At 67.1% G+C, this 26730-nt stretch carries 24 protein-coding genes; 13 read left to right on the top strand and 11 right to left on the bottom strand.

From position 1 onward, the window contains the following. Positions 1-24 precede the first annotated feature (24 nt). From OCQ_RS05195 to OCQ_RS05185, 3 genes are read left to right on the top strand one after another with little or no spacing between them, the layout of a single operon-like run. On the top strand, positions 25-1005 hold the full coding sequence (locus OCQ_RS05195; RefSeq protein WP_008254209.1) for a ribose-phosphate diphosphokinase: 981 nt from the start codon (positions 25-27) through the stop codon (positions 1003-1005). Next, on the top strand, positions 1006-1350 hold the full coding sequence (arsC, locus tag OCQ_RS05190) for an arsenate reductase (glutaredoxin) (RefSeq protein WP_008254208.1): 345 nt from the start codon (positions 1006-1008) through the stop codon (positions 1348-1350). Then, positions 1347-2003 (top strand): LpqN/LpqT family lipoprotein, encoded by a 657-nt coding sequence (locus OCQ_RS05185; protein ID WP_009952967.1) that lies wholly within the window; start codon positions 1347-1349, stop codon positions 2001-2003. The genes arsC and OCQ_RS05185 overlap by 4 nt, the downstream gene beginning before the upstream one ends. Before the next feature lie 2 nt (positions 2004-2005). On the opposite strand, the gene OCQ_RS05180 is transcribed toward OCQ_RS05185, so the two are convergent. Then, positions 2006-5302 (bottom strand): helix-turn-helix transcriptional regulator, encoded by a 3297-nt coding sequence (locus OCQ_RS05180; RefSeq protein WP_014383957.1) that lies wholly within the window; start codon positions 5300-5302, stop codon positions 2006-2008. 152 nt (positions 5303-5454) lie between these two features. On the opposite strand from OCQ_RS05180, the gene OCQ_RS05175 reads away from it, so the two are divergent. The 4 genes from OCQ_RS05175 (at position 5455) to pth (ending at position 9411) form a co-directional block, all read left to right on the top strand. Continuing rightward, the gene (locus OCQ_RS05175) at positions 5455-6696 is read left to right on the top strand and encodes a cytochrome P450 (protein ID WP_009952965.1); all 1242 of its coding nucleotides are present in this window, start codon (positions 5455-5457) and stop codon (positions 6694-6696) included. Next, entirely contained in the window at positions 6693-7562 is an 870-nt protein-coding gene (locus OCQ_RS05170) for an oxidoreductase (RefSeq protein WP_014379330.1), read from the top strand. Before OCQ_RS05175 ends, OCQ_RS05170 begins: the two co-directional genes overlap by 4 nt. 595 nt (positions 7563-8157) lie before the next feature. Beyond that, positions 8158-8823 (top strand): 50S ribosomal protein L25/general stress protein Ctc, encoded by a 666-nt coding sequence (locus OCQ_RS05165; RefSeq protein ID WP_008254200.1) that lies wholly within the window; start codon positions 8158-8160, stop codon positions 8821-8823. Between the two features lie 12 nt (positions 8824-8835). Then, positions 8836-9411 carry an aminoacyl-tRNA hydrolase gene (gene pth / locus OCQ_RS05160; protein WP_008254198.1) on the top strand — a complete coding sequence of 192 codons (576 nt, stop codon included), beginning with the start codon at positions 8836-8838 and terminating at the stop codon, positions 9409-9411. A 10-nt stretch (positions 9412-9421) separates the two neighbouring features. Here pth and OCQ_RS05155 read toward each other — a convergent pair whose 3' ends face one another. The 5 genes from OCQ_RS05155 to OCQ_RS05135 all read right to left on the bottom strand — a co-directional run bounded on the left by OCQ_RS05155 (position 9422) and on the right by OCQ_RS05135 (position 15451). Continuing rightward, complete coding sequence (locus tag OCQ_RS05155; RefSeq protein WP_008254197.1) at positions 9422-11056, bottom strand: fatty acyl-AMP ligase; 1635 nt, start codon at positions 11054-11056, stop codon at positions 9422-9424. A 337-nt stretch (positions 11057-11393) separates the two neighbouring features. Next, positions 11394-12350 carry a 4-(cytidine 5'-diphospho)-2-C-methyl-D-erythritol kinase gene (locus OCQ_RS05150; RefSeq protein ID WP_043954503.1) on the bottom strand — a complete coding sequence of 319 codons (957 nt, stop codon included), beginning with the start codon at positions 12348-12350 and terminating at the stop codon, positions 11394-11396. 58 nt (positions 12351-12408) lie between these two features. Then, on the bottom strand, positions 12409-13350 hold the full coding sequence (gene rsmA / locus OCQ_RS05145) for a 16S rRNA (adenine(1518)-N(6)/adenine(1519)-N(6))-dimethyltransferase RsmA (RefSeq protein WP_014379327.1): 942 nt from the start codon (positions 13348-13350) through the stop codon (positions 12409-12411). Then, complete coding sequence (locus tag OCQ_RS05140; protein WP_008254190.1) at positions 13314-14441, bottom strand: resuscitation-promoting factor; 1128 nt, start codon at positions 14439-14441, stop codon at positions 13314-13316. The genes rsmA and OCQ_RS05140 overlap by 37 nt, the downstream gene beginning before the upstream one ends. Positions 14442-14608: 167 nt before the next feature. After that, positions 14609-15451: a TatD family hydrolase gene (locus OCQ_RS05135; protein ID WP_080587983.1), complete on the bottom strand. Its 843-nt coding sequence runs from the start codon at positions 15449-15451 to the stop codon at positions 14609-14611. An 18-nt stretch (positions 15452-15469) separates the two neighbouring features. On the opposite strand from OCQ_RS05135, the gene metG reads away from it, so the two are divergent. Continuing rightward, positions 15470-17014, top strand: a complete 1545-nt coding sequence (gene metG, locus OCQ_RS05130; RefSeq protein ID WP_014383954.1) for a methionine--tRNA ligase — start codon at positions 15470-15472, stop codon at positions 17012-17014. On the opposite strand, the gene OCQ_RS05125 is transcribed toward metG, so the two are convergent. Both OCQ_RS05125 and OCQ_RS05120 read right to left on the bottom strand, forming a co-directional pair. Then, on the bottom strand, positions 17011-17370 hold the full coding sequence (locus tag OCQ_RS05125) for a nitroreductase/quinone reductase family protein (protein ID WP_009954286.1): 360 nt from the start codon (positions 17368-17370) through the stop codon (positions 17011-17013). The two genes, metG and OCQ_RS05125, sit on opposite strands and share 4 nt — an antisense overlap. A 22-nt stretch (positions 17371-17392) precedes the next feature. Then, on the bottom strand, positions 17393-17866 hold the full coding sequence (locus OCQ_RS05120) for a DUF1772 domain-containing protein (RefSeq protein WP_014383953.1): 474 nt from the start codon (positions 17864-17866) through the stop codon (positions 17393-17395). Between the two features lie 90 nt (positions 17867-17956). Here OCQ_RS05120 and OCQ_RS05115 point away from each other — a divergent pair, with 90 nt between their 5' ends. Both OCQ_RS05115 and OCQ_RS05110 read left to right on the top strand, forming a co-directional pair. Further along, positions 17957-18547: a TetR/AcrR family transcriptional regulator gene (locus OCQ_RS05115; protein WP_014383952.1), complete on the top strand. Its 591-nt coding sequence runs from the start codon at positions 17957-17959 to the stop codon at positions 18545-18547. A 152-nt stretch (positions 18548-18699) separates the two neighbouring features. Further along, complete coding sequence (locus OCQ_RS05110) at positions 18700-19062, top strand: PAS domain S-box protein (RefSeq protein ID WP_008254177.1); 363 nt, start codon at positions 18700-18702, stop codon at positions 19060-19062. 62 nt (positions 19063-19124) lie between these two features. On the opposite strand, the gene OCQ_RS05105 is transcribed toward OCQ_RS05110, so the two are convergent. The 3 genes from OCQ_RS05105 to OCQ_RS05095 all read right to left on the bottom strand — a co-directional run bounded on the left by OCQ_RS05105 (position 19125) and on the right by OCQ_RS05095 (position 22660). Further along, positions 19125-21134, bottom strand: coding sequence for a hypothetical protein (locus OCQ_RS05105; protein WP_014383951.1), 2010 nt, complete (start codon positions 21132-21134; stop codon positions 19125-19127). Between the two features lie 83 nt (positions 21135-21217). Beyond that, positions 21218-21928: a TetR/AcrR family transcriptional regulator gene (locus OCQ_RS05100; protein ID WP_014383950.1), complete on the bottom strand. Its 711-nt coding sequence runs from the start codon at positions 21926-21928 to the stop codon at positions 21218-21220. Between the two features lie 54 nt (positions 21929-21982). Continuing rightward, positions 21983-22660, bottom strand: coding sequence for a TetR/AcrR family transcriptional regulator (locus OCQ_RS05095; RefSeq protein ID WP_009954293.1), 678 nt, complete (start codon positions 22658-22660; stop codon positions 21983-21985). A gap of 621 nt (positions 22661-23281) precedes the next feature. Between OCQ_RS05095 and OCQ_RS05090 the strand changes: the two genes are divergently transcribed. Genes OCQ_RS05090 through OCQ_RS05080 form a run of 3 tightly spaced genes read left to right on the top strand, consistent with a single transcriptional unit; the run spans position 23282 to position 26720 of the window. Then, positions 23282-24517 carry a PPE family protein gene (locus OCQ_RS05090; protein WP_014379319.1) on the top strand — a complete coding sequence of 412 codons (1236 nt, stop codon included), beginning with the start codon at positions 23282-23284 and terminating at the stop codon, positions 24515-24517. Positions 24518-24576: 59 nt separating this feature from the next. Continuing rightward, the gene (locus tag OCQ_RS05085) at positions 24577-25149 is read left to right on the top strand and encodes a dTDP-4-dehydrorhamnose 3,5-epimerase family protein (RefSeq protein ID WP_008254170.1); all 573 of its coding nucleotides are present in this window, start codon (positions 24577-24579) and stop codon (positions 25147-25149) included. After that, positions 25134-26720: a sugar transferase gene (locus OCQ_RS05080; RefSeq protein WP_014379318.1), complete on the top strand. Its 1587-nt coding sequence runs from the start codon at positions 25134-25136 to the stop codon at positions 26718-26720. Before OCQ_RS05085 ends, OCQ_RS05080 begins: the two co-directional genes overlap by 16 nt. The last annotated feature ends 10 nt before the right edge of the window (positions 26721-26730 follow it).

Here is a 26730-nt window from a genome sequence, read left to right as displayed (position 1 = left end):
GATCCGAACGGCAAGGGCAGCACGGTGAGCCACGACTGGACCGATAACCGCAAAAATTTGATGCTCTTCTCCGGTCGGGCGCACCCCGAGCTGGCCGAGCAGGTGGCCAAGGAGCTCGACGTCCACGTCACCGCGCAGACCGCGCGCGAGTTCGCCAACGGCGAGATCTTCGTCCGGTTCCACGAATCGGTCCGCGGGTGCGACGCCTTCGTGTTGCAGTCGGCGCCGGCGCCGGTGAACAACTGGCTGATGGAACAGCTCATCATGATCGACGCGCTCAAGCGGGGCAGCGCCAAGCGGATCACCGCCGTCATGCCGTTCTACCCCTACGCCCGCCAAGACAAGAAGCACCGCGGCCGCGAACCGATCTCGGCGCGCCTGGTCGCCGACCTGCTCAAGACCGCCGGCGCCGACCGGATCGTGACCGTCGACCTGCACACCGATCAGATCCAGGGCTTCTTCGACGGGCCCGTCGATCACATGCGCGGGCAGAACCTGCTCACCGGCTACATCCGGGACAACTACCCCGACGGCAACATGGTGGTCGTCTCCCCCGACTCCGGCCGGGTGCGCATCGCCGAGAAATGGGCCGACGCCCTGGGCGGTGTCCCGCTGGCGTTCATCCACAAGACCCGCGACCCGCGGGTGCCCAACCAGGTGGTGTCCAACCGCGTCGTCGGTGAGGTGGCGGGACGCACCTGCGTCTTGATCGACGACATGATCGACACGGGTGGCACCATCGCCGGCGCGGTCAAGCTGCTGCACGACGACGGCGCGGCCGACGTGGTGATCGCCGCGACGCACGGTGTGCTCTCCGACCCGGCGGCCGAGCGGCTGGCCGGCTGCGGCGCCCGGGAGGTGATCGTGACGAACACCTTGCCGATCGGTGAGGAGAAGCGTTTCCCGCAGCTGACGGTCCTGTCCATCGCGCCACTGCTGGCCAGCACCATCCGTGCCGTGTTCGAAAACGGCTCGGTCACAGGGCTGTTCGACGGGGACGCCTAAATGGCCGACACCGTCATCTACCACAACCCCCGCTGCAGCACCTCCCGCAAGACGCTGGACCTGTTGCGCGACAGCGGCCTTGAGCCCGAAGTCGTCGAGTACCTGAAGAACCCGCCGTCGCGTGCCGAGCTGGTGAAGATGATCCGCGACGCCGGCATCGACGTGCGTACGGCGGTGCGCAAGCGTGAATCGCTGTATGAGGAGCTCAATCTCGCCGACGCGACCGATGAGCAATTGCTCGACGCCATGGTCGAACACCCGATCCTGATCGAACGGCCCTTCGTCGTCACGACGAAGGGCACTCGGCTGGCCCGCCCGATCGACGCGGTCCGCGAGATTCTGTGAATCGGTTCGGCAGCTGCGCGGCCGGTGCCGCGATAGTTGCACTGGCCGTGTCGGCCGCCGGGTGCGCCCCGAAAGCTCCTGACTATCAATCGATCTTGTCGAAGACGCCGACGACCTCTACCACCACCCCGACGGCAAAGCCGGTCCCCCTGTCGCAGTATCTGCAAAGCATCGGGGTTACCGGCCAACCCGTGGCACCGGAATCCGTTCCCGGCCTGACGATCTCGATCCCGACGCCGCAGGGCTGGGCGCCGTTCACCAGTCCCAACATCACACCGCAAACCTTGATCATCTCCAAGGGCGGTAAATTTCCGACGGCGCGGCTGGTGGTCTTCCAGCTGAACGGGGATTTCGACCCGGCCGAAGTCATCAAGCACGGCAACGACGATGCGCGCCTGTTCGAGAACTTCAAGCAGCTGGACGCCTCGGGCACGCCGTACAGCGGCTTCCCGTCGTCGATGATCCAGGGCAGCTACGACCTCGACGGCATGCGGCTACACAGCTGGAACCGCATCGTCATCCCCACCGGTCCGCCGCCGGACCACAAGCGCTACCTGGTGCAGCTGACCATCACCAGCATGGCCAACCAGGCCGCCGCGGAGTCGACGGACATCGACGCGATCATCCGCGGATTCGTCGTCGCGGCGAAGTAAATTCAGGAGCGACGGCCCGCTTCCTGCACCAGCTGGACCCGGGATGTCAGGCCGAGCTTCGAGTAGACGTGGGTGAGGTGCGTCTGGACGGTGCGCGGCGAGATGAAAAGCCGCGCGCCGATCTCCTTGTTGTCCAGGCCTTCACGGACCAGGCGTACCACATCGTTCTCCATGGGCGTCAGAGATTCCCAGCCGCTACTCGGGCGTTTGCGTTCGCCACGCCCGCGTTGCGCGTAGGCGATCGCCTCTTCGGTGGACAGCGCGGCCCCTTCCGCCCAGGCGGCGTCAAAGGCATTCTGCCCCAATCCTTCTCGTATGGCCGCCACCGCCGAGTCGTAGCCCTCCCGATACAACGCAAAGCGGGCATGACCCATGCGCTCGCGGATCGCGGCGGACGCGCCGAGCAGGCGGGCCCCGTATGAATGGGTGCCGACGCCGGCAGCCAATCGGACGAGGCATTCCAACGCGTCGGCCACCCGCAGATATCCCTGGGTGCGGGCGGCGATCACGAGGGCTTCGTGTGCGTCGCGCTCGGCCTGGTCGAGATCGCCTTGGGCTAACGCGATGTGCGCCCGCACCGTTCGCGCACCCATTTGGTGCCAACCCGGGACCATCGCGACGGTGTCATCGACCCAACGGCGGGCGGCGGCGACGTCACCGCATGCCAGCGCGGCCTCGGCCATCGGATTGAAACACCTCGCGTAAAGCTCGCGCGCCGGAACCGTATGCCGCCACGCCTCTTCGGCTGCCTGCCGTGCGCCCGCGCCATCGCCGGTAATCAGGGCCGCATGCGCAAACATCGCATACATGGTGTCTCCGTAGAGTCCACCCATCGCCTCGGCGGCATTGAAGGCGGATCGCGCCGAGGTTAACAAGGTGGCCGCCCGCCCCTGGAAGGCGAGCACCTGTCCATAGCCCACTTGACCGAAGACCGTCATCGGGAGATCGCGGGCAGCCTCTGCTTCCTCGGCCAACGCATGCAGGACCTCTTGCGCCTCGGTGAGATGGCCCTGCATGCACAGCGCGAGACCCAACCACGTCCGACAGTTCCGGGAGAAGAACCGGTCGCCGAGCGCGTCGGCAAGGTCACGTCCTTCTTCCGCCGCCGCCCGCATCGGAATTGGTTCACCTGCATAGCAATTCGTCACCGCCAGATAGGCAAGAGTCTGACACAGACTCCACCGATCATCGATCGCACGAACCAGGTCGATGGCCTCGTCAACGTAGGACTCCAGTTTGTCGACCTCGTAGAGTGCCAACGCGCCCCGCCCGACCAGGGCCAGGGCGAGCAACGCCGGGACGTCGAGCTCACGAGCGATCGCCAACGCCTCGCGGGAACGGTCCACATCCCCGCGGGCCCCCGCCCACGCGCACAACACACCGTGATAGGCGACCCCGCGCACCCAGGCCGCGGGAGTGACGTGCGATCGCGTTTCGTCAGTCAAGAGCGCGTCGAACCCCGCCAGTCCTTCCCGGAACCGCCCGCAGCGGATCCAGACCTGCTGTACCGCGGACACCAGCTCCAGCGCAATCTCCGGCTCGGATTTCTCCAGGCTCCAGCTGTAGGCGGCTCGCAGGTTGTCGATTTCGCTCTGTGCCCAATTCAACAGCGCCTCAAGGCCACTCAACCCATGTGACTCAAAGTCAATGGCCCTGGCCGTGTAGTAGTCGCGGTGGCGCGTGCGAACGTCGTCGGCCTCACCGGATTCGCCGAGCTTTTCCTGGGCGTACTGGCGCACCGTCTCCAGCAAGCGGTAGCGCATCCCGTCGGCGGTGTCGTCGGCGACGACGAGAGATTTGTCGACCAGCAAGCTCAATTGATCCAGCAGCTGGTAGCTTTCGACATCGCTGTCGGCGCCGACGGCTTGGGCAGCATCCAGGTCGAAACCGCCGGCGAACGCGGCCAGCCGCCGAAACAGCACCTGCTCCGGTTCTGTCAGTAGCGCGTGCGACCAATCCACCGAGGCTCGCAGCGTCTGCTGGCGGCGCACCGCGGTGCGCGCACCCCCGGTGAGCAACCGGAACCGGTCATGCAGGCTGTCCACGATCTGATGCAACGACAGCGCCCGAACCCGCGCGGCGGCGAGCTCGATCGCCAATGGCATGCCGTCCAGACGCTCGCAGATCTGCTCGAGCAGTGCCCGGTTTTCCTCTGTCACAACGAATTCGGGACGGGCACGCCGCGCCCGGTCGGTGAACAATTCGATGGCCTCGTCGGCAAGGGACAGCGACGGAACCCGCCAACTCAGCTCCCCGGGCAAGCCCAGCGGCTCGCGGCTGGTGGCCAGGATCGTCAATTGTGGGCAGGCCGCCAGCAATTCGATGGCCATCGCGCCGCATGCGTCAAGCAGGTGCTCACAGTTGTCGAGCAGCAGCAAGATCTTCTTGTCGCCGAAGAACCGAACGAGCAGATCCATGGTGGAGCGGCCCGGTTGATCGGGCAGTCCCAGCGTGCGGGCGACGGTCACCGGCGCCACTTCCGGGATGGTGATCGGCGCGAGGTCGACGTACCAGACCCCATCGGAGAAGTCCGCGGCCACTCGTGCGGCGCTTTCGACGGCCAGCCTGGTCTTTCCCGCGCCGCCGGCTCCGGTCAGCGTCACCAGCCGGTTGGCGGTGACGATGTCCCGCAATTCGCCCAGTTGCGCTTGGCGGCCGACAAAGCTCGTCAACTGGGCGGGAAGGTTCTGCGCCACAACAGCTGTGCGGACGCGCAGCGGCGGGAACTCGTTGCGCAGGTCCGGATGACACACCTGCACGACCCGTTCGGGACGCGGGAGGTCCCGCAAGGGATGGCTGCCCAGATCGGCCAGCCAGACGTCCTCGGGAAGGCGGTCGACGACCAGCGATTCGGTCACCCCGGACAACACGGTCTGGCCACCATGCGCCAAGTCGCGCAGCCGCGCGGTGCGATTGATCGTCGGGCCGGCGTAGTTGGCGTCGTCGCGCAGCTGGATCTCGCCGGTGTGGATTCCGATGCGCAGCCGGATCGGGGCCAGCGGGGCCCGCTGCAACTCCAGCGCACATGCCACCGCGTCGGACGCCCGCGCGAAGGCGGCCACAAAGCTGTCGCCCTCACCCTGTTCGAGCGGGCGCACCCCGTCGTGCGAGGCGATCGCTTCGTTCACCGTCTTGTTCAGCTGGACCAGCGCGGCCGTCATCTCCTCGGGTCGCGTTTCCCACAGCCGCGTCGAGCCCTCGACATCGGCCAGCAGCAACGTCACCGTTCCGGTCGGCAGCAACTCGACCACGCCCAAATCGTCCCAGGTTAGCGACGGTATTTCCGCATGTTGGCTCATGTTAGTCAGCATCGCCTCCGCCGACTAGGCAAAACATCGGCCAATACGCGCAGATCGCCTTCGCGCGGCGCGCGGATCTACGACCCCCGGGCCGTAGATCTACGCGCCAGGGCGGATGGTCTTTGCAGCGCGGCGCCGGATAGTCGACTGCCATGACCACTCTCATCAGCGGATGCCCGAACGTTTTCGACGCCGGCCTACCCGTCATTGCCTATGATCACCTCACCGATCCCGACGCGGCGCACCGCGTCATCGACGACGCCCGCGAGCTGTCACCGATCGCCGTCGGCCCGCACGGACCGGAGGTGTTGAGTTACGAGCTGGTCCGGACGGTGTTGCGCGACAGCCGATTCGTCACCGCGCACGGCCTCGGGCTCGGCCTGCAAGGCGTTACCTCCGGCCCGCTGTGGGACAGGGCCATCAGCAACATCCTCGGACTCGACGGCGCCGCACATCACCGGCTGCGCCGCCTGGTGTCGAAGGCCTTCGCACCGCGGGGCGCGGAGCGGCTGCGCGCCCTCGTCATCCAGATCATCGACGGCCTGGTCGACCCGCTCGCCGAGGCGGGGCACTGCGACGTCGTCGCCGACATCGCTCGCCGCTACCCGACGCCGGTCATCTGCGCGTTGCTGGGTGCGCCGCCGGAGGATTGGCACCTGTTCAGCGACTGGACCGATGACATCAAGAAGATCTTCGATTGGAACGTCGCCGAAGACGGCCCGGCGATCCTGGCCGCGTGGGATCAACTCGACGCCTACCTCGAGGAGTTGATCGCGCGGCGGCGCGCGTCGCTGTCCGACGACCTGATTTCGGAGCTCATCCGGAGCGAAGACGATGGAGACCGGCTCACCCACGACGAACTGCTCATGCTGTGCGCGACGCTGCTCGGTGCCGGAACCGACACCACCCGCAACCAGCTCGCCGCGGCGGTGCAGGTGTTGGCCGACCAGCCCGATCAGTGGGCGCTGCTCGCCCAGCATCCCGAGCTGGCCGCCAACGCGGTTCACGAGCTGATGCGTTACTACCCAATCGTTTTCGGCACCATCCGGGAAACCGTCGAAGACGTCGAGCTGGCCGGGGTGTGCATTCCCGCCGGCACCCTGGTGCTCGCCAATACCGCCGCGGCCAACCGCGACGCGAGCGTGTACGACCGGCCCGACCGCGTCGACATCACGCGTGAAGACCCGCCGGCGATGCTCACCTTCGGTGGCGGCGTGCACTTTTGCCTCGGCGCCCACCTCGCGCGCCTCGAATTGACCGAGGCACTGCGGGTGATCACCCGACGCATGCCCAACCCCCGCCGCACCGGACCGGCACCGTGGAAAGCCATCAGCGGCATCACCGGACCGACGACCCTGCCGCTGGCGTTCGATGTCGGTACTGTTCAGCCATGACGAACTGGACCGCCGCAGACCTTCCGTCGTTCGCCGAACGAACCGTCATCATCACCGGTGCCAACAGCGGGTTGGGCGCCGTGACCGCACGCGAACTGGCGCGCCGCGGGGCCACGATCGTCATGGCCGTGCGCGACATCCGCAAGGGCGAGACCGCCGCCCGGACCATGGCCGGCCAGGTCGAGGTGCGTGAACTCGACCTACAGGACCTGTCGTCGGTGCGCCGGTTCGCCGACGGGGTGGGCACCGCCGACGTGCTGATCAACAACGCCGGCATCATGGCGGCCCCGTTCTCCTTGACCGTCGACGGCTTCGAGAGCCAGATCGGCACCAACCACCTGGGCCATTTCGCACTGACGAACCTGCTGCTGCCCAAGCTGAGCGACCGGGTGGTGACCGTGTCGTCGATGGCGCACTGGCCGGGACGCATCAGGCTCGACGACCTGAACTGGCAGGCGCGCCGGTACTCGCCGTGGCTGGCCTACAGCCAGTCCAAGCTCGCCAATCTGCTGTTCACCAGCGAGTTACAGCGACGCCTGGCCGCGGCCGGATCCCCGCTGCGCGCGATCGCGGTCCATCCCGGCTACTCGCACACCAACCTGCAGGGCGCCTCGGGCCGCAAGTTGGGTGACGCGCTGATGTCGGCCGCGACCCGGGTGGTCGCCACCGACGCCGATTTCGGCGCGCGGCAGACCCTGTACGCGGCGTCGCAGGATTTGCCCGGCGACACCTTCGTCGGCCCGCGATTCGGCTATCTGGGCCGCACCCAACCGGTGGGGCGGAGCCGGCGGGCCAAGGACGCGGCCATGGCCGCCGAGCTGTGGGCGCTGTCCGAGCAGCTCACGAAGACGCAATTCCCCCTCTGAAGTCACATGGGTCACGCTGGCCCCAGGTGTCCCTGGCCGAGGGGATGGGCCTTTTGCCCACCTCCGAGCGACAACCGCGGCCGCCCGGCGCGCAACCCGGCGGGCGGACCCGGCGACACCCGGTGCGCAACCCTTACCGCACCCGGCGCGCAATCCCGGCGTCGGCCGGCGCGCAACCCTTACCGCACCCGGCGCGCAATCCCGGCGTCGGCCGGCGCGCAACCCCGGCGGCACCGCGCCTCGCCGTCCGCAGCGCGCCTCGCCGTCCGCACCGCGCCTCGCCGTCCGAACCGCGCCTCGCCGTCCGCGCGGCGCCCCTTTGTCGCTCGGAGGTGGGCACTTGCAACATCTCCCGGAGGAGCGACGGGAGTGACAGGAGTGACAAGCGTGGCGTCCGCGCCCGACCACGCCCTCCGCGCCGGGCGCCGAGACCACGCCCGGCGCCGAATTTCCCCTCTGAGGTGCACATGCGATAACCTGACCGGGCGTCACGGCGAGGGTAGCTGGCTGGCCAGCACCGTTATCGACGGAGACCGACGATCTGTCGCGAACCTGGCCGTGCCCCGAACCACCGAGCACACACAGGAGCGACACGATGGCTGCCAAAACCCTCAACCAGCTCAAGGTCACGGTGCGCGCCGAGACCGGCAAGGGTGCGTCCCGGCGAGCACGCCGCGACGGCAAGATCCCGGCCGTCCTCTACGGCCACGGCGCCGACCCTCAGCACCTCGAACTGCCCGGCCATGACTTCGCGGCCGTGCTGCGGCACGCCGGCACCAACGCGGTGCTGACCCTCGACATCGAGGGCAAGGAGCAGCTGGCGCTGACCAAGTCGCTCGACATCCACCCCATCCGCCGCACCATTCAGCACGCCGACCTGCTGGTCGTGCGGCGCGGCGAGAAGGTCGTCGTCGAAGTCCGCGTCGTCATCGAGGGCGACGCCGCGCCCGGCACGCTGGTGACCCAGGAAACCAGCACCATCGAGGTCGAGGCCGACGCCATGTCGATCCCCGAGCAGCTGACGGTGTCGGTCGAGGACACCGAGCCCGGCACCCAGTTCACCGCCGGACAGATCTCCCTACCCAAGGGCGTCAACCTGATCTCCGACCCGGAAATGCTTGTGGTCAACGTGGTTAACGCGCCGACGGCCGAGGAGCTGGCCGAAGAGGGCGCGGGCGAGGTCACCGAGGAGGCCGCGCCGGCCGAGGGCGAAGCCGAAGAGGCCGGCGAAGAAGAGGCCTCCGAAGCCGAGTCCGAGTAGGCGGATCGCAACATGGCCGAGCCGTTGCTGGTGGTCGGCCTGGGCAATCCCGGAGACAACTACGCCCGCACCCGACACAATGTCGGGTTCATGGTTGCCGACCTGCTCGCGGCGCGGATGGGTTCGAAGTTCAAGGCGCACAAGCGTTCCGGCGCCGAAATCGTCAGCGGCCGCCTCGTCGGACACTCGGTGGTGGTGGCCAAGCCGCGCTGCTACATGAACGAATCCGGCCGCCAGGTCGGCCCGCTGGCGAAGTTCTACTCGGTGACGCCGGGCGACATCATCGTCATCCACGACGATCTCGACTTGGACTTTGGCCGCATCCGGCTCAAGATCGGCGGCGGCGAAGGCGGCCACAACGGGCTGCGTTCGTTGGCTAACGCCCTGGGCAGCAAGGACTTTCAGCGGGTCCGCATCGGCATCGGCCGTCCGCCGGGACGCAAAGATCCGGCGGCGTTCGTGCTGGAAAACTTCAATGCCGCCGAGCGCACCGAAGTCCCCACGATCTGCGAACAGGCCGCGGACGCAACCGAATTGCTGATCGAACTGGGGTTAGAGCCCGCGCAGAACCGCGTCCACGCCTGGTAAGCGCAAAACCCTAGGTGACCAGGGTGACCGAGTTGGATCGCCGCAACTTGCCCGACGGCGTCTTCGGAATGGTCCCGGGACCGAGCACCACCACGTTGCGCGGCCGCACGTCGACCTCCGCCACCACCTCGCGGGCGACCTGGTGCTCGATGCGACGCACCTCGGCCTGGTCCTGGAAAGCGTTGGACTCCACGGCCACGGCGAACGTCTCGCGGGAGTGGCCGGCGTCCAGGCGCACCGCGACGGCGCAGCCGGGCCGCACCCCCTCGACGCGGCAGGCGGCGCGCTCGATGTCGGTCGGATAGATGTTGCGGCCGGCCATGATGATGACGTCCTTGACGCGGCCGCACACCACCACGTGGCCCTCCTCGGTCAGGTAGCCGAGGTCGCCGGTGTCATACCAGCCGTTCTCGTCCTGGGCCGAGATGAAGCCGCCCATGGTCAGGTAGCCGGGCGTCAGCGACTCGCCGCGCAGCTCGATCACGCCGACCCCGCGGGGCGGCATCACATCGCCGTTCTCGTCGATGATGCGCGCCTCGAGATCCTGCAGCAACGGACCGAGCGTGGCCAGCCTGCGGGTGTTGCCCTTGGTGGCGGGCACGGCACGACGCAGGGCGGCCAGCAGGTCGGCGTCGACCTCGTCGACGACCAGACCGGCGTTGCACTCCGAAAACGACACGGCCAGTGTGGTTTCGGCCATGCCGTAGGCCGGCAGGATCGCCGACGCATTCAGGCCGAACGGCTTGCCGGCATCGAGCAGGTCCTCGACGTCGGCGGGTTCGACGGGCTCGGCGCCGGACAGCGCGAAGCGCAGCGTCGACAGGTCGAAATCGCCGGGCTTGGCCTGCCGGCGCAGCCGCTTGGCCAGCAGCGCGTAGGCGAAGTTGGGCGCCGCGGTCATGGTGCCCTTGTACTTGTCGATGAGCTTGGCCCACAGCAGCGTGTCGCGCAGGAAGTCCATCGGGGTGACCTTGACCAGCTCGGCGCCGAAGTACATCGGGATGGTGAGGAAGCCGACCATGCCCATGTCGTGGAAGCAGGGCAGCCAGCTCACCATGACGTCCTTGTCGACGTCGTACTGGGCGCCGATGAACATCGCCTCGGCGTTGGAGTAGATGTTGCGGTGGGTGATCTGCACCGCCTTGGGGGAACCGGTCGAGCCGGACGTCAGCTGCATCAGCGCCAGCGCGTCCTCGCCGACCTCGACGGGGTCGATCGGCTCCGCCGTGAGCAGGTCGGCCACCGTGACGACCTTGATGCCCTTCTCCTCGAGCACCGGGATGGCCACCAGGAACGGCTCCGACACGACGACGGCCTTCGCCTCGATCATGCCGATGACGTTCATGGTGTCCTCGGCCCACACGGCCAGGTCGGTGCGCGGTGTGGGCTGGTGCAGCATGGTCAGGCTGGCGCCGCGCATCCACAGGCCCTGCGCCGTCGGCGCGATCTCCACCGGGAAGCCGGCGAGCACGCCGACCGCGTCGCCGGGCCCGATGCCCGCGGCGGCCAGGCCACCCGCGATACGACGCGCGCGCTCGTGGACCTCGCCCCAGGTGTGGCGGACTGGTTCGTGGGGTTCACCGGTAACCATGCCCGTCGTCACGGACCGGGCATTGCGGTACATCTTCTCGGTAAACCTGCTCACAAAAACCTCCTCGGTTCCAGCCCTCGTCCCAACGCCCGAAGTCTCATATTCCGCCCGCTGGGTAATACTTCGCCGCAAGCACGCAAACACGGTTGGGCGGCGGTTAGGTCTCGGATCGGTGATGCGCCCCCGCCCGCCGCACCAGGGCGGCGGCCGGTCGCCCGGCAAGCGTGAAATAGGCCCGACAAACCTTGTCGGGCCGTATGCATTAATCGCCCGCCGGCGCGCCCGGCGGACGATGGAATTAAGTGATCTTGCTCAACGCTTCCCGTCACCGCGCATTATCTTAAGCTCCTCTTAGGGAAGCGCAAAACTAATGCGCAAAATGGGAAAATATTCACACCTCGGTGGGCGCGGGGACCACCCGCGCCCCGACCACCGGCCCGCTGGCGACCCGCACCGTGCGGCACACCCCCGCTCCGGACACCTCGGTGCCGACGTCGACCGCCGCGGTGGCCGAGGGGCACAAGAAGGCACACGTCGGGCCCGAGCCGGAGACGATGCCCGCCAGCGCGCCGGCGTCCACGCCGGCCCGCAACGTGCGCCGTAGACCGGGATTCAGACTGACCGCGGCCGCCTGCATCTCGTTGCCCAGCAGCGGGGCCAGCTGCTCGGCATCGCCGGCGGCCAGGGCGGCCAGCACCGGCCCGGGCGCGGGCAGCCGCGGCGGGTCCCCCGCCTCCCGGAGCCGGTCCAGTTCGGTGAAGACCGCCGGCGTGAGCAGCTCGCTGTCGGCGAACGCCAAAACCCAGTGGAAGGTGTTGCGCGACAACACCGTCGCCAGCTCCTCACCCCGCCCGGTGCCCAACGCGGTGCCGCCGTGCAGCGCGAACGGCACGTCGCTGCCCAGCCGCGCGGCGAGCATGCGCAGGTCGCGGCGAGGCACGTTGAGTTCCCACAGGGAGTTCATGGCGACCAGCACCGCCGCCGCGTCGGCGCTGCCGCCGGCCATGCCGCCGGCCACCGGTATCGACTTGTCGATCATGATCGACACGTCCGGTGCCCGGCCGACGTGTTCGGCCATCAGTTCCGCCGCCTGCCAGGCGAGGTTGCGTTCATCGGTGGGCAGTTTGTCGGCGCCCTCGCCGACGATCTGGAGCGAGAGCACATCGGCATTGCGCACGGTCACCTCGTCGAGCAGCGAGACGGCCTGGAATATCGTCGTCAGCTCGTGATAGCCGTCCTCGCGGCGGTCACCGACCGCCAGGTAGAGGTTGACTTTTCCGGGCACCCGAACGGTGACCGACCCGGTGGGCACCCAAGCCGCAGCGGTATTGCCGTCAGACGCGGACACCGCAGCAGACTATCGCTGCGACCGGCCGAGCACGTAGCGGCGCCCGGACTTTCGGCGTTCAGCCGGCCGAGGTGGTGTGGGGGCTCGTCGCGGCGGCGCTGTGGGAGCGATCGGCGGAGCGCTGCAACAACCGCACGAAGTCGTCGATGGAGAGCGTCTCGCCGCGGCGCGCGGGATCGATGCTGGCAGCCAGCAACCGATCCGCCGACTCGTTGCCCGAGCCGGCCCAGTCCAGGAACGCGTTGCGACACGTCTTGCGGCGCTGAGCGAAGGCGATGTCCACCAGCTCGAACACCTGACGCCGGAACGCGTCGGCGGTGGGCCACGGCGAGGTCGCGTACCGGTCGATGCGAACCAGTCCGGAGTAGACGCGGGGAATCGGCCAGAACACGGTCGGCGAGACCGTGCCGCAACGGCGAACCGTGCCGAAGAAGCGAACCTTCACGCTGGGCACGCCGTACTCCTTGCCGCCGGGTTCGGCGGCAAGGCGTTCGGCGACCTCGGCCTGCACCATGACCGTCACGACCCGAATGGACGGGAACTCGGCGAGCAGGTGCAACAGCGCCGGGACCGCGACGTTGTAGGGCAGGTTCGCGACCACGGCGGTCGGCTGGACGTCCAGTTCGTCACGGCGAAGGGTCAAGATATCGCGGTTGAGCACGCTCAGGCGCTGGATTTCGCTGTGCGAGTGTTCGGCGACGGTGTCCGGCAATCGTTCGGCCAGCACCGGATCGATTTCGACGGCGGTGACGGGGGCGCCCCGGTCCAGCAGCGCGAGCGTCAACGAACCGAGGCCGGGGCCCACTTCCAGGACGTGGTCGGACCGACCGATCCCGGAGGTCGACACCACTCGGCGCACCGTGTTGGCGTCGTGGACGAAATTCTGGCCGAGCGATTTCCGTGGCCGAAACTCAAGTTCTTTGGCCAGCCGCCTGATCTCCGTGCGCCCGAGTAGCCGGATGGTCAGCGCGCACCAGCTCTTCCGCTGCACACTGGCCACGCACCCCAACCCTGGCGCTCTCGGGTCACCTCGGCGACGGTGATCTGCTCCTCGCGGGTGGCGAGGTCGGCGCGGGCGGCGAACCGCAACCCGCCGTTGCGCTCCCACGTGCCCTGGTCGAACTGCACACCGCCGTAATACCCGTTGCCGGTGTTGATCGCCCAGTTTCCGCCGGCCTCACAACCGGCGATCGCATCCCAGATGGAGCCGTCGCTGATCGGCGGCACCTCGGTGCCGGGCTTGGTGCCGACTCGTACCACCGATTCGCGGGCGGGCGTGATCACCGTGTTGGCGATCGGCAGGCGGCCGGTCTCGACCCCGTTGACGGTGGCCACCGAGAAGGTGACGTCCTGCGTGCCGGGGCTACCCGGGTCCTCGACCACCTGGCGGCTCATGTTCATTTCCGGATCTTCGATCCGGCGGGCGTTGGGCGGCAACGGGATCCGCTCGGTGACCTGCTGGATCCGGTTGCGGGTCACCTGGACTTCCATTCCGTCGACGATCGGCGTCGTCGCGGCGGGCACCACCTGGTCGCTCTCGAGCAGCGGCGCGCCGGCGGCGCTGAGCAGACCGGCGACGTTCGGGGCCGCCAGATGTACCGTGCGCACGGCGCCGCCGTCGTTGATGCGGACCGTCTTCGCGCTGACGACAGGCAGCGCCATCCCGGCCAGCGGGACGCGGCTACCGCGGTTGGCCGCGGCGGGGGCGGTGTCGGTCATCGCCAACTGGGCCAGCGCCTCGTCGACGGTGGACGCCGTGGTCCACACCTGCTTGGTGTCATGGCCGTCCAGCGAGATCTGCAACGGGCGGCTGCGCCGGAGCACGATCTTGCCGGCGTCGTGAACCGCGACATCGGCGGCGGGGTACAAATCGTCACGGTCGTCGATGACGAAGCCGTTCTCCTCGACGACGTCGATGACCCGCGACTTCATGGTCTTCACCTGCATGGCGACACCGTCGACGGTCAACGTCACCGTCTTGCACACCGAGATCGCATATCCGCCCGCGAATGCCAGGACTACCAGCAGCCCTCCGACCACGAGACGCAACATCGGCGAAGGATTCTGATGAAGTTTTGTCAATACACTCAACGCGCGCTACCCAACCCTCAGCAACCACTCATTTAGCAGCAGGTCATAAATTAAGGGCCCGCAGGCCCATACCGTTCGATCACAAGACGGTAACGAACTGGCCAATGTTGGGCAACTCTGGCGCGGCTGCGACACGGCGTGTCAACGGAATCGCCAGGTCAGTCGCCTCAATCGGCGGCCAATCCGTACACCCGTCGAGCGTTACTCGTCGTGACGTGAGCCAGCTCCTCGGGGCGACGATCCACCAGTTCGGCGATCGCCCGAACAGTATAAGGAAGGCAATACGGCTCATTGGCCGCCCCTCGGTAAGGATGCGGTGTCAAAAAAGGGGCATCGGTTTCCACCAGCAGCTGCTCCGGCGGAATCAACGGGACGGCCTCGCGCAGGGCGCGCGCGTTGCGGAAGCTGGCGGTGCCCGACAGACTCAGCAGCCATCCGGCGTCCACGCAGCGCCGCGCCATGGCGGCGTCCGAGGAAAAGCAGTGGAAGATCACGACGTCCGGGGCGCCCTCGGCGGCGAGCACGTCGAGCACCTCGGCGTCGGCCTCCCGATTGTGGATCATCAGCGGTTTGCCGCACCGCTTCGCCAGATCGATGTGCCAGGCGAAGGCCTCCCGCTGCACGGCGGGCTCGGCACAGCCGTCCAGCCGCCCGGGCCAATACATGTCCATGCCGGTCTCGCCGACCGCCACCACCCGGGGGTGGGCCACCAGGCGCTCGATCTCGGCGCGGGCGGCCTCGGTGAGCGCGTCGGCGCGGGTCGGGTGCAAGGCCGCTGCGGCATAAACCCGCCGGTCCCATTCGGCGGCGCGGGTGACCCAGCCCGCCGACTCCAGGTCGTCGGCGATGGTGACGACCGCACCGACCCCGACCGCCGCCGCGCGGTCGACGATGGCCCGCACTCCCTCGGCGTCGGTGGCGCCGCACGCGTCGAGGTGGGTGTGCGCATCCACGAGCGGGCTCAAGGGCTCGGGAGCCGGGGGCGGCTGGCGTTTGGAACTCACGCGCACACAATAGGGTGAACTGCGATGAGGCCGTATTACGTCACCACCGCAATCACCTATCCGAACGGCGATCCGCACATCGGGCACGCGTACGAATACGTCGCGACCGACGCGATCGCCCGGTTCAAGCGGCTTGACGGGTTCGACGTGCGGTTTCTGACCGGCACCGACGAGCACGGCCTCAAGATGGTGGAGACGGCGGCCGCCGAGGGCATCGGCACGGCCGAGCTGGCCCGCCGCAATTCGGATATGTTCCAGCGCCTGCAGGAGCGGTTGAACATCTCCTTCGACCGCTTCATTCGGACCACTGACCCCGACCACCACGAGGCGTCCAAAGAGATCTGGCGCCGGATGGCCGCCGCCGGCGACATCTACCTGGACACCTACTCGGGCTGGTACTCGGTGCGCGACGAACGGTTTTTCGTCGAATCGGAAACCAGACTCCTCGACGACGGGACCCGGGTGGCGGTGGAAACCGGCGCCCCGGTGACCTGGACCGAGGAACAGACCTACTTCTTCCGGCTCTCGGCGTATGCCGACAAGCTGCTGGCCCACTACGAGGCGAACCCGGACTTCATCGCGCCCGAGGTGCGCCGCAACGAGGTCGTCAGTTTCGTGGCGGGCGGCTTGCGCGACCTGTCCATCTCGCGCACCTCGTTCGACTGGGGCGTGCAGGTGCCCGAGCATCCCGACCACGTGATGTACGTCTGGGTCGACGCGCTGACCAACTACCTGACCGGGGTGGGCTACCCGGACACCGACTCGGAGATGTTCCGCCGCTACTGGCCGGCCGACCTGCACATGATCGGCAAGGACATCATCCGGTTTCACACCGTGTACTGGCCGGCGTTTCTGATGTCGGCCGGAATCGAGTTGCCGCGAAGGGTTTTCGCGCACGGCTTCCTGCTCAACCGCGGCGAGAAGATGAGCAAGTCGGTGGGCAACGTCGTCGACCCGGTCGCCCTGATCGAGGAGTTCGGCGTGGACCAGGTGCGTTATTTCCTGTTGCGGGAGGTCCCGTTCGGCCAGGACGGCAGCTTCAGCGAAGAGGCCATCATCACCCGGATCAACACCGACCTGGCCAACGAACTGGGCAACCTGGCCCAGCGGTCGCTGTCGATGATCGCCAAGAACCTGGGCGGCGTGCTGCCCGAACCCGGTGAGTTCACCGCCGCCGACACCGAACTGCTGGCGACGGCCGACGGCCTGTTGGAGCGGCTGCGGGCCAGCTTCGAATCACAGGCGATGCACCTGGCGCTGGAAGCGATCTGGCTGATGCTCGGCGAGGCCAACAGATACTTTTCGGCGCAGCAGCCGTGGGTCTTGCGCAAGAGCGAGTCGGAGGCCGATCAGCAGCGGTTCCGCACGGTCTTGTACGTCACCTGCGAGGCGGTTCGCATCGCGGCGCTGCTGGTTCAGCCCGTCATGCCCGAATCGGCCGGCACGCTGCTCGATCTGCTGGGGCAGGCGCAAGACCAGCGAACATTTGCCGCCCTCGGCGCGCGGCTGACTCCCGGCACGGTGCTGCCGCCCCCGACGGGCGTGTTCCCCCGCTACCAGAACGACTAGGCGAGGCGAACGCGGACGGTGACGCGCCCGTTGGCGTCCCTGTGTGCGATCGCATGTCCGGTCCGTTCGGCGCCGTCGAGCGTCAGCGACATCGGGGCGCCGTCGCCGACAAAGTTGCGCCACCACGTCTTGGCTTCGGGCATGTTCGCGGCGATCTCGATATCGTCGCCGCGGCGGCGGTAGGCCACCGGAATCGAAAACGTGCGCCCGGAACGTCGACCCGTGTAGGTGACGAGCGTGATGCTGCGCCTGAGGCCGGCGCCGAAGCGCGGCGAGGCCGCCATGGCCGCGACCGGTTTGTTCAACACTGGTGCCGCGCGCATCAACAGCCGTCCGATGTTCTTGCCCATGGTCATTGTCTCGATATCCCTTCGGAGTTCAGATCACTAGCGCCAGGCACAATCCGGCGACCGCCAGGCCCTGCAGGGTGGCCCTGGTTGTGATCACCTTGTCCCAGTTACGTTGCAGCGCTCGAACATTCGTCGACAGCTCGGGCCGATCGACCGCGGCGATGAGTTGGTGGTTGATCGGCGCGCTCACTCGTAGGTAGAGCAACAGCCACACCAGCAGCATGCCGACGGAGGCGCCGGCGGCACCGGCTTGCGTCCAGTGGCCGGACACCGCGGCGAATACCGCGCTGAGCGCCGCGGCCACCAGGCCGAGGACCCCGGGCACCGGCATCCGGCGGTCTCCGTAGCGATGGATGTTGCCCATCACCGCGAGCATGGCGCGGTCGTCGACGCGGGCCAGCGCGGGCCGCTGCACCACCGCGCAGAACACGTCGGTGCCGTAGACCACCGCGGTACCCAGCACCGCGATGACCGCGAACAGCGTGGCGATCATGATGCGCACTCCTCGTCTGCAGGTGTTAGCGATGCTAACCCTATGAGCCGATCGTGTCAATAGCGTCGCTAGCTTCTATATCGGCGCTAGCATGAGTGGATGGCCATCGCAGACCGCCGGGCACGCGAACGCGCCGCCCGGCGCCGGCTGATCACCGCCACCGCGCGCAAGCTGGCCGAGGAAGAGGGCTGGGACGCCGTCACCACCCGGCGGCTGTCCGCCGAGATCGAATACAGCCAGCCGGTGCTCTACAAACACTTCTCGGGCATGGAGGACATCACCGCATCGGTGGCGGTCGAGGGATTCGGCGAACTCGCGGACGCGCTGCGCACCGCGCGCCGCGGCGCCACCGACGGCCGGGACGCCCTGGCGCGGGTCGCCCACGCCTTCGTCGCGTTCGCTCGTGACAACCCCGCGCTCTTCGATGCGATGTTCACCCGCGCGACAACGCTGCCGTTCGCCGCCGCGGAAACCCCCGCCGAGCTGACGGCGGCCTTCGCCGAGCTGCGCACCGCGGTGGACATGGTCGCGGGCGCCCGGGATGCCGACACGCTGACGGAGGTGCTGTGGGCGGCCCTGCACGGGCTGGTCACCCTCGACCGCAGCGGCCGGCTACGTCCGAACCACCACGGCGCCCGCGTCGACATCCTGATCAGCGGGTTCTGCGACGCCGCCGCCCCGGCGACGTGAGCGTTCAAAGAGCCGAACAATTCGGTTGCGGATCAAGCGACTTCAACCACGCCGCCGAATCCCTTTCGGGGAAAGCCCCCAACATATCCTCTGCTATAGCCCATAATCGGGCTGTGGAACGACGCCAGAACCGGCAACAGAGCCAATCGCCGATGACGACCTTGAAGGAGCTGCCCGCACTGGTGGTGCTGGAGCGGATCCCGGTTCCGGTGCTGGCCATCGGCGACGACGGCAGTATTTTGTTCGCCAACACCGCGTTTGCCGACATGATGGGTTACGAGCCGGAGGAAACGCTGTCGCTGCGGTTCGAACAGATCTTCCATCAGGCCCCGGCGTCGGAATCGCTGCTGGCGACCGTCCATGCTCTCGCGAACATGGTCGTCGAGCTGGCACACAAGGACGGCTCGGTCGTGCGCGCCATGATGAGCAAGTCCGCGGTGCGACGGGTGGATGACCAGTTCGCCCTCGCCGCGTTCCAGGACCTGACCGAGCAGCTCTGGGAGGAAGCGCGCTAGCGGGTGCCCTCAGCGGCGCGAAGCGGAGTCAATCGCTATCGGCGCGCAAGCGGAGTCAAACACTATCGGCGCCGCCATGATTCGCGCCTGACGCGCCACAGGATCACCCCTGCCCCGACGATGGCCACGGCGACCCAACCCGCGCCGAACCACCATAGCCAGTCGAGATCCGAATGGCTTCCGGATCCCGCGGCGGCCGCGCCGGCCGGCAATGGCGGATGATCGACGGTCACCGGTTCTTGTCCGGGTACAGACACCACCGCAACGCCTTTGAGTCGCTGCCAGTGCTTGTTGTCATCGCCCTTGAGCCACCGGATCAGCTCGTCAAGCTGTCCGGGCGCCCCGTTGGACGTCGCGATCAGCAGTGTGCGCCCGCGGTTGAAAACCGTTTGGAGAGAGGCGAATCGCAGCATCGGGTCCAGCGTGAGCTTGGTGGGCTTGTCGCCGGACCCGACGGCGTTGACGGTGATCGGCCCGCTGGGCCCGGCTGCCACGGGGAGCGTCACGTCGGACTGATTCCAGCCGTCGGCGGAAATCAGCAGGGCGGGATTCGAGGAATCCACCGCTTGCTTGACGCCGGTGACGGTGGTGTCGATCGGTAACGCGCTCATTCGCTGCAGACCCACCAGGATGTCGAGTGCGCGCATCGTGTCGATCAACGAGTGCTCCGCGATGCCCACCTGCACGCGGGGCATCAGTGTCTGCGGCACCGACTGAAGGCCGTCCGGGGTCGGCGGCGCGGCGCCACTGCTCTGAATGGTGCTGTCGCCGTTGATGTTCAACGTCAATAACTGGTTGCCCGGCCCGGCGGTGTAAAAGTCGCCGCAATGCCCGACGTTGCTCGCGACGTCGAGCACCAATTCGATGTTGGTGTAGCGCTGCAGCAGCCGATCCGGCACGTCGATCCAGCGGTCGATGCTGCCCTGCCCATCGGTGGGCCAGTGATCGATGGTCTCGGGACCGATCGTGACGGCAATCCGGCCGGCGATGTTGTTCGGCGTCGGCGTATAGGAACCCAGCAGATGCACGCGCACCCCGCGGATCGACCTGCCAAATCGGGTCTGGTCCACTCCGATCGACACCCGCGGTTGCAGGGAAGTCGCGTTGATGAAGGGGCGCCCCAGTTCGCGCAGCGTGGCGGTGTCTGCGGGTAGTTGCACCTTGGGCTTCAGCGATTCCGCCGCGGCCCTGGAGGAAAACGCCAGCTCCGACAGGTCGCTGAACAGCACGGCCGTGTTCGATTCGTCCGTTTGGCCCAGCGCCCCGGAGACGAGAAGCCACGGCACACCGGTCGCGCCCTGCAGCGAAAGGCCGTTATCCGGGCCCTCTTTGACGACGACCTGGCGTTCCAGCGGCGCCGGCGGCGTCGGCGGCGCCGCCTGTCCTTCCTGTAGCGGGACCACGACGATCTCGGGAGCCTGTTTGCCGTAATGCGACGCCGTGGAGGTGGCCAGTCGGATTGCCGTGTCGGACTCGGCAGTTGACGGCGATTGCGGCAGATAGATGGTCAGCTTTCGCAGCACCGGCGGCAAGAAATGAGCCACGGTGGTGGGCGGCAGCTCGGCCCCGGTGTAGGTGACCGTTCCGTTGGCGAGCCGAAGCGGGCTTTCCGGGTACAAGCAAAATCCGTCCAGCGGCACCAGGTACGTACGCACCGTCACGCTCAGAAAGTTGTCGATGAGCTCCGCTCCGGTGAGCGGAATGACGATCGGGGCTTGATCGGTGGTCGGTAGGTTCACCCGAGCGATGGTGCGATCGCCTTGCGTCACGGTGATCAACCCCGACCGCAGATTGATCGGCAGTTCGACGGTCGCGTTCAGAGCTGTCGGGGTCAGCCCGTGCAGCACCGGCAGAGTCAGCGGCACGTTGTTGGTCAGGCCCCAGAATTCCAGGGTGGAGGAAGACCCAAGGTCCGCCAGCGTCAGTGTCGTCGTCGAGTCCGTCGCGGTGACCGGATCGGCGGGCGTACCCCACGACGCCGCCGGAGCATTTATCACCAGGAAACCGACGACACCGGCGAGTGCGATTGCACGGCCGAGAGCTTTCCGGAACATCACCGGAACAGTATGCATTGTTGAAAGCGCTTCAACCCCAATAACGGAAACGCCGTTGCGGCGAACGCGAAAACGTGTCCCGCAACGGCTCTCACCGAAAGCTAATCGGCTTCGGTTTCCCCGGCGGCGTCGTCGTCCGAAGCCTCGGCGGCGGTATGGCGCATCACTTCGCGGCGCAGAAATTGCTGGAAGTAGGGCAGCGACGCTTCCGCGACAACGCCGGGCAGCAGGAGTTCCCAGAGCTGATGCAACCGCGCGAAGGGGTCACCGGTGACGTCCCCGATCCTGCCGTGGCTGGATATCGCGGTCGCGATCAACCGCGTCCCGGATATGGCGCCCACGATCGACGCGCTGAGCACGTCGGGGTCGATGTCGCTCCGAAGGTCGCCTTCCTTGGCCGCGCGGCGCGCCTCCTGGGCCGTCTCCAACACCAAGTTGGCGTAGAAGCGCGAGGCGGCCCCGTTGAATCCGCTTAATGCCGTGGCCAATTGCGCGGCCGCTCGGGCCATTTTGTCGGAGCCCAACACGTCGACGATCGTGAATGAGCCGTGCACAATGTTTTCCAGCCCCGGCGACGACGACTTGCAGACATTTCGGTACGCGCTGAGGATCGCGTCCGACCCTTCCTCGATGATGTTCGAGGCCAACGATTCTTTCGAATCAAAGTGGTGATAGAGGGCGCCTTTGGTCATGCCCGTCCGCTCGATGATCGTGCTCCACCCGGCGGCCGCATACCCGACCTCGCCGAAGACTTCGATCGCGGCGTCGAGGATTTTTTGCCGAGTGGCTTCAGACCGAACCTGGCGCGGCATTACCGCTGCACCTTTGCAGTCTCGTCGGATCCGCAGATCGCTCGCCCGTCGTTTTTACTGCGCGTCGTCATCGGTGGAACTGGTGTTGATGGCGAGCGTCGCACGCCGCCTGAGGAATTGGCGGAAGTAGTCGATTCGGTCCGGTTGAAGTATCCCGGTGAGCAGCAAGGACCAGCACTTTTCCAAGTCGCCCAGGAACCGTTCCGGGTCGTCCAGGTTGCTGGTCTTTCGCAGTCCCATGTGCAGGGACACCATCATGCGGCCGATGTCCTGCGGGTCGCATTGTTCATTGATGTCGCCCTCGGCCATGGCCTGCTCGGCGACTTTGCCCAGGTTTTTGATCCAGCGGTCGAACAACTTTTCCTGCATCCCGTCGGGCAGGCCGACCGACTCCATCAGGTTCAGTCCCGACCTGACGAGGTCAATCTTGATGTCCCGGACGGCGATCAGATACGAGAAGTCGATGAGCGTCTCGAGGCCCGAGAGCCCCCGCGTCAGCAGGTCACGCACGCCGGCCGCGCCGTCCTCGACCTGGCTTTCGATGATCGCGACCGCCAGCGCGTGCTTCGACTTGAAGTGGAAATACATTGCGCCCTTGGTCAGTTCGGCCTCGGCGAGAATGTCGTCGAGCCCGACGTCGTGGTAGGGCCTACGGGCGAACTGGTGCGACGCGGCCCGCAGAATCTGTTGCCGGGTCGCGTCGGCGCGTCCGTCAGTCGAATGTGTCGTCATCGCAATCGAGAAATCAGTTCTTGGCGGCCGGGACCGTGCGGCAAGCCGTGGCATCGAGGCTGACGCCGCGGGCGGCATCGCCCACCCTTGCGTCGACCGACGCCTTGCTCAAGCAGGGCACACACACCTCGGTTCTTCACAGATTGAGAGCGAACACGCCGCTCAAGATTTCTAGCCCACTTCTGAGGTTAGCAGTCATACGGCTGTCCCGGTTGACGCTCCTGTAAATACTTGAGGTTTATGTCACAGCGTGTTGTCAAACCTATAGTATGTTTTATACGCTATTGTGCGTACGTCAGTCTGATTTGGCCCGCGGACCGTCTCGACCGTCCGTATCGCACGAAGGAGAACGCACATGTCCCCTCTCACCACGCCTTATTCGGGCCGCGTGGTGGGAGGGGGCATGGACGCCGCGCGCACGCCCTCGTCGGTCCTGGGCCCCAAAAGCGTGCGCGACCGGGGACTAACGGCCTTTAGCGAGGGACCAATGACCCGTAGCCCTCGAACGGGCCTATTTCCATACTTGAGGTATGAACTTGGCGGCTTTATTGGTCTCGGAGCATGCGACGTGAGCGCTTTCGCCGGATCCGCGACGCGATCCGCTGACGGGAGGGCCGTCAAGTGATCGATTTCGGAGCGCTTCCCCCGGAGGTCAACTCCGCGCGGATGTACGCCGGCCCCGGCCCCTTCTCGCTGATGGCCGCGGCGGTGGCCTGGGACGCTTTGGCCGCCGAACTGCACGCCGCGGCGAGTTGCTACCGCTCGGTGATCGCCGGGTTGACCACCGGACGCTGGCTGGGCCCGTCGTCGCTGACCATGGCGTCGGCGTACGCGCCATACATGGCGTGGATGGCCGGCGCCGGAGCGCGAGCCGCGGAGACGGCCGGTCAAGCCAGACTCGCCGTGGAGGTTTTCGAGGCCGCCTTCGCGATGACCGTCCCGCCGCCCGCGGTCGCGGCCAACCGGGCGCAGCTCGCGACGCTGGTCGCGACCAACTTCTTCGGGCAGAACACCGCCGCCATCGCGGCCACCGAGGCCGAATACGGCGAGATGTGGGCGCAGGACGCCGCGGCGATGTATGCGTACGCCGCGGGTTCGGCGGCCGCGTGCGAGGTGACACCGTTCACCCCGGCGCCGAACGTGACCAACGAGAGTGGGGTGGCCCAGCAGGCCGCCGCGGTCGGGAAGGCCACCTCGGAGACGGAGCAGGCGAACCTGGCGAATGTGGTGTCCAAGGTGCCCAACTCGTTGCACCAGCTGTCCTCGCCGATGAAAACCGGGACCACCCTCCTCAGCGACGTCGTCACCGATACCAGTTCTGGCGCCGGGGATGCCATTACCGGCGCTGGGGCCGGCGCAGGCGATGCGGCCAATTCGTCGATCATGACCGGCCTCGCGTCGGGCATCCCCGGCGCCATCCCCAGCGCATTCTCGGCGGCGGCGACCCCCCTCTACGGCATGTCCTCCATCCTCGGCATAGCCCAGACCGCGCAGGGCTTGGCAAAAGCCGCCGGCGACGGCGTCATGGCCGCTGCCTCGGGGGCGGCGAGTGCGGCCAGTTCGGGTGCCGGAGCGCTCGGATCGATCGGATCGCTCGGATCCGGCATCTTCGGCAGCCTCGGCAAGGCGGCCATGCTGGGTCCGTTGGCGGTGCCGGCGAGCTGGACCAGCGTGATTCCAGCCGCCCACAGCGCCGTGTCGGCGCTACCCGCGATCAACCTCGCCGGCGCCAACGTGCCGCCCAGCGTCATGGGCTCGCTGCCCCGTCTCGCGGCCGCCTCGGGCAAGAACCTCGGGCCACGTTACGGCGTGATCCCGACCGTGATGACACGCCCGCTGTCCGCCGGATACGCGTAGGCCATGCCATGAGCGGACAGGTTTTTTTAAAAGGCCCGGTGCAGGAGAAGGAGCGGTAAGTGAAGTACACGCCCACCAAGGTCGCCGGGGTGACAATCATCGACTTCGAACTCAACCACGACCATCGCGGGTTCTCCTCACGTTCGTTCTCCGCCCGTGACTTCGCCAACCATGGGCTGGATTTCGAAGTCGCGCAGACGAATATCTACTTCAACTACACCCGCGGCACCGTGCGTGGCCTGTACCGCCGGGTGCCGCCGCACGCCGAGGCGAAACTGGTCCGTTGCACGCGCGGTGCCATCGCCGCCGTCGCGGTCGACGTCCGCCCCGACTCGCTGACCTACGGCGACCACGTGATGGTGCAGTTGAGCGCCGACGACCAACGCACGCTGTTCTTGCCCCCGTATGTCGCTTATGGCTTCCAGACGCAGGTCGACGACACCGAGGTCACCTTTCACGTCAGCGGCCAGTACGCGATGGCCGACGAGCAGGGGATCCGCTGGGACGACCCCGAATTCGGAATCTCATGGCCGATACCGGTCACCGTCATCTCCGAGCAAGACGCGAGCTGGCCCTCGCGCAAATCCAGATTGGCACCAGTCGAACAGGTGGCATCATGCGTCAGTCGGTGATCGTTCCCAACACAGTGGATGTCGTGGCGCCCAGCTGGCGGCAGCTCAAGGCCTGGCCGGCGGGCACGACGGCGTCGCACCGCAGCGAGGCCGCGGGCCCGCCCGTGATCGCCCCCGCCGCGGCTCCGGCTGCTGCGAATACCGCACAGCGCTGGCAGGACCGCTACTCGCAGGGTCTGCGCATCAGTGACTCGGTGATCGTCTTCGCGTCGGTGATGCTCGCCCAGTACGTCCGCTTCGGGGAGATCGCGAACACCTCGGGTTACTCGGACCCGACCATGACGCTGTTCTCCTTCCTGTTCGCGGCGCTGTGGCTGTCGGCCCTCGCGATATTCCAAACGCGCTCAACGCGAATCATCGGCGCGGGGATCGAGGAGTACCGCCGGATCGGCACCGCCTCCTTCTGGACGTTCGGGATCATCGCCATGGTGACGTTGCTCGCCAAGGTCGATCTGGCCCGCGGCTATCTGGCGATCGCGCTTCCCGTCGGCACCGTGGGATTGCTGGCCAGCCGCAGCGTGTGGCGAAAGCACATCTGCCACAAGCGCGTCCAGGGTGAGTGCCAGACCCGCGTCTTGGCGATCGGAGACCGGCAATCGGTCACGCACCTCGCACACGAACTGGACCGTAACCCGGTGGCCGGGTGCGTCGTGGTCGGCGTCTGCATCCCCGGTTACGGGCCGGCGCGCGGCAACACCCTGACGATCGGCGGCCGTCAGGTCCCGATCCTGGGCGACCAAACCCAGGTGGCGACGGCGATCGGCAGCTGCGGCGCGGACACCGTCGCGGTGACCCAAACGGATCACTTTGGGATGCACGGGATCAGGGAGCTGCTGTGGCAGCTGGAGACCCTGGACGTCGACCTGGTGGTGTCGCCCGGCGTCATGGACGTCACCGAGGCGCGGTTGACGCTGCGCCTGACCGGCGGGCTGCCGCTGCTGCACGTCGACAAGCCGCAATACGAAGGGGCGCACCGCTTTCAGAAGCAGGCCTTCGACTTCGTGTTCTCGCTGGCGGCGCTGGTCGCCACAGCGCCGGTGCTGGTCGCCGCTGCCATCGCCATCAAGCTGACCAGCAAGGGCCCCGTCTTCTACCCGTCGGAACGCATCGGCACCGACGGAAAGCCCTTTACGATGCTGAAGTTCCGCACGATGGTCGACGGTGCGGACACTCAACTCGAGCACCTGCTCGCCGTCAACGAGGGCGCCGGCGGCATGCTGTTCAAGATGCGCCAGGACCCCCGGGTCACCCCCATCGGCAGAATTCTCCGCCGGTACAGCATCGATGAGCTCCCGCAATTCATCAACGTCCTAAAGGGGGACATGAGCGTCGTCGGGCCCCGGCCCCCGTTGCGCCGCGAAGTCGACAACTACGACGGCGAGGTCAAGAGGCGCTTGCTGGTGAAGCCGGGCGTCAGCGGGCTGTGGCAGGTGAGCGGCCGGTCGGACCTGTCCTGGGAAGAGTCGGTGCGCCTGGATCTGTCCTACGTCGACAACTGGTCGATGTCGGGTGATCTGATGATCGTCGCCAAGACGGTGAAAGCGGTCCTGACAAGCCACGGAGCCTACTAGGCTCGCGAGC

Origin of the sequence: Mycobacterium paraintracellulare (genome assembly GCF_000276825.1) — a bacterium.
Taxonomy (GTDB): domain Bacteria; phylum Actinomycetota; class Actinomycetes; order Mycobacteriales; family Mycobacteriaceae; genus Mycobacterium; species Mycobacterium intracellulare.
This window is presented reverse-complemented; position numbering and strand designations above follow the sequence as displayed.

What these genes read in the sequence shown, in the direction of transcription:
- arsC (WP_008254208.1), top strand. Translation starts at nt 1,006, where the DNA reads ATGGCCGACACCGTCATCTACCACAACCCCCGCTGCAGCACCTCCCGC.
- OCQ_RS05180 (WP_014383957.1), bottom strand. Translation starts at nt 5,302, where the DNA reads ATGAGCCAACATGCGGAAATACCGTCGCTAACCTGGGACGATTTGGGC.
- OCQ_RS05175 (WP_009952965.1), top strand. Translation starts at nt 5,455, where the DNA reads ATGACCACTCTCATCAGCGGATGCCCGAACGTTTTCGACGCCGGCCTA.
- OCQ_RS05170 (WP_014379330.1), top strand. Translation starts at nt 6,693, where the DNA reads ATGACGAACTGGACCGCCGCAGACCTTCCGTCGTTCGCCGAACGAACC.
- OCQ_RS05165 (WP_008254200.1), top strand. Translation starts at nt 8,158, where the DNA reads ATGGCTGCCAAAACCCTCAACCAGCTCAAGGTCACGGTGCGCGCCGAG.
- pth (WP_008254198.1), top strand. Translation starts at nt 8,836, where the DNA reads ATGGCCGAGCCGTTGCTGGTGGTCGGCCTGGGCAATCCCGGAGACAAC.
- metG (WP_014383954.1), top strand. Translation starts at nt 15,470, where the DNA reads ATGAGGCCGTATTACGTCACCACCGCAATCACCTATCCGAACGGCGAT.
- OCQ_RS05125 (WP_009954286.1), bottom strand. Translation starts at nt 17,370, where the DNA reads ATGACCATGGGCAAGAACATCGGACGGCTGTTGATGCGCGCGGCACCA.
- OCQ_RS05115 (WP_014383952.1), top strand. Translation starts at nt 17,957, where the DNA reads ATGGCCATCGCAGACCGCCGGGCACGCGAACGCGCCGCCCGGCGCCGG.
- OCQ_RS05110 (WP_008254177.1), top strand. Translation starts at nt 18,700, where the DNA reads ATGACGACCTTGAAGGAGCTGCCCGCACTGGTGGTGCTGGAGCGGATC.
- OCQ_RS05105 (WP_014383951.1), bottom strand. Translation starts at nt 21,134, where the DNA reads ATGCATACTGTTCCGGTGATGTTCCGGAAAGCTCTCGGCCGTGCAATC.
- OCQ_RS05100 (WP_014383950.1), bottom strand. Translation starts at nt 21,928, where the DNA reads ATGCCGCGCCAGGTTCGGTCTGAAGCCACTCGGCAAAAAATCCTCGAC.
- OCQ_RS05095 (WP_009954293.1), bottom strand. Translation starts at nt 22,660, where the DNA reads ATGACGACACATTCGACTGACGGACGCGCCGACGCGACCCGGCAACAG.
- OCQ_RS05080 (WP_014379318.1), top strand. Translation starts at nt 25,134, where the DNA reads ATGCGTCAGTCGGTGATCGTTCCCAACACAGTGGATGTCGTGGCGCCC.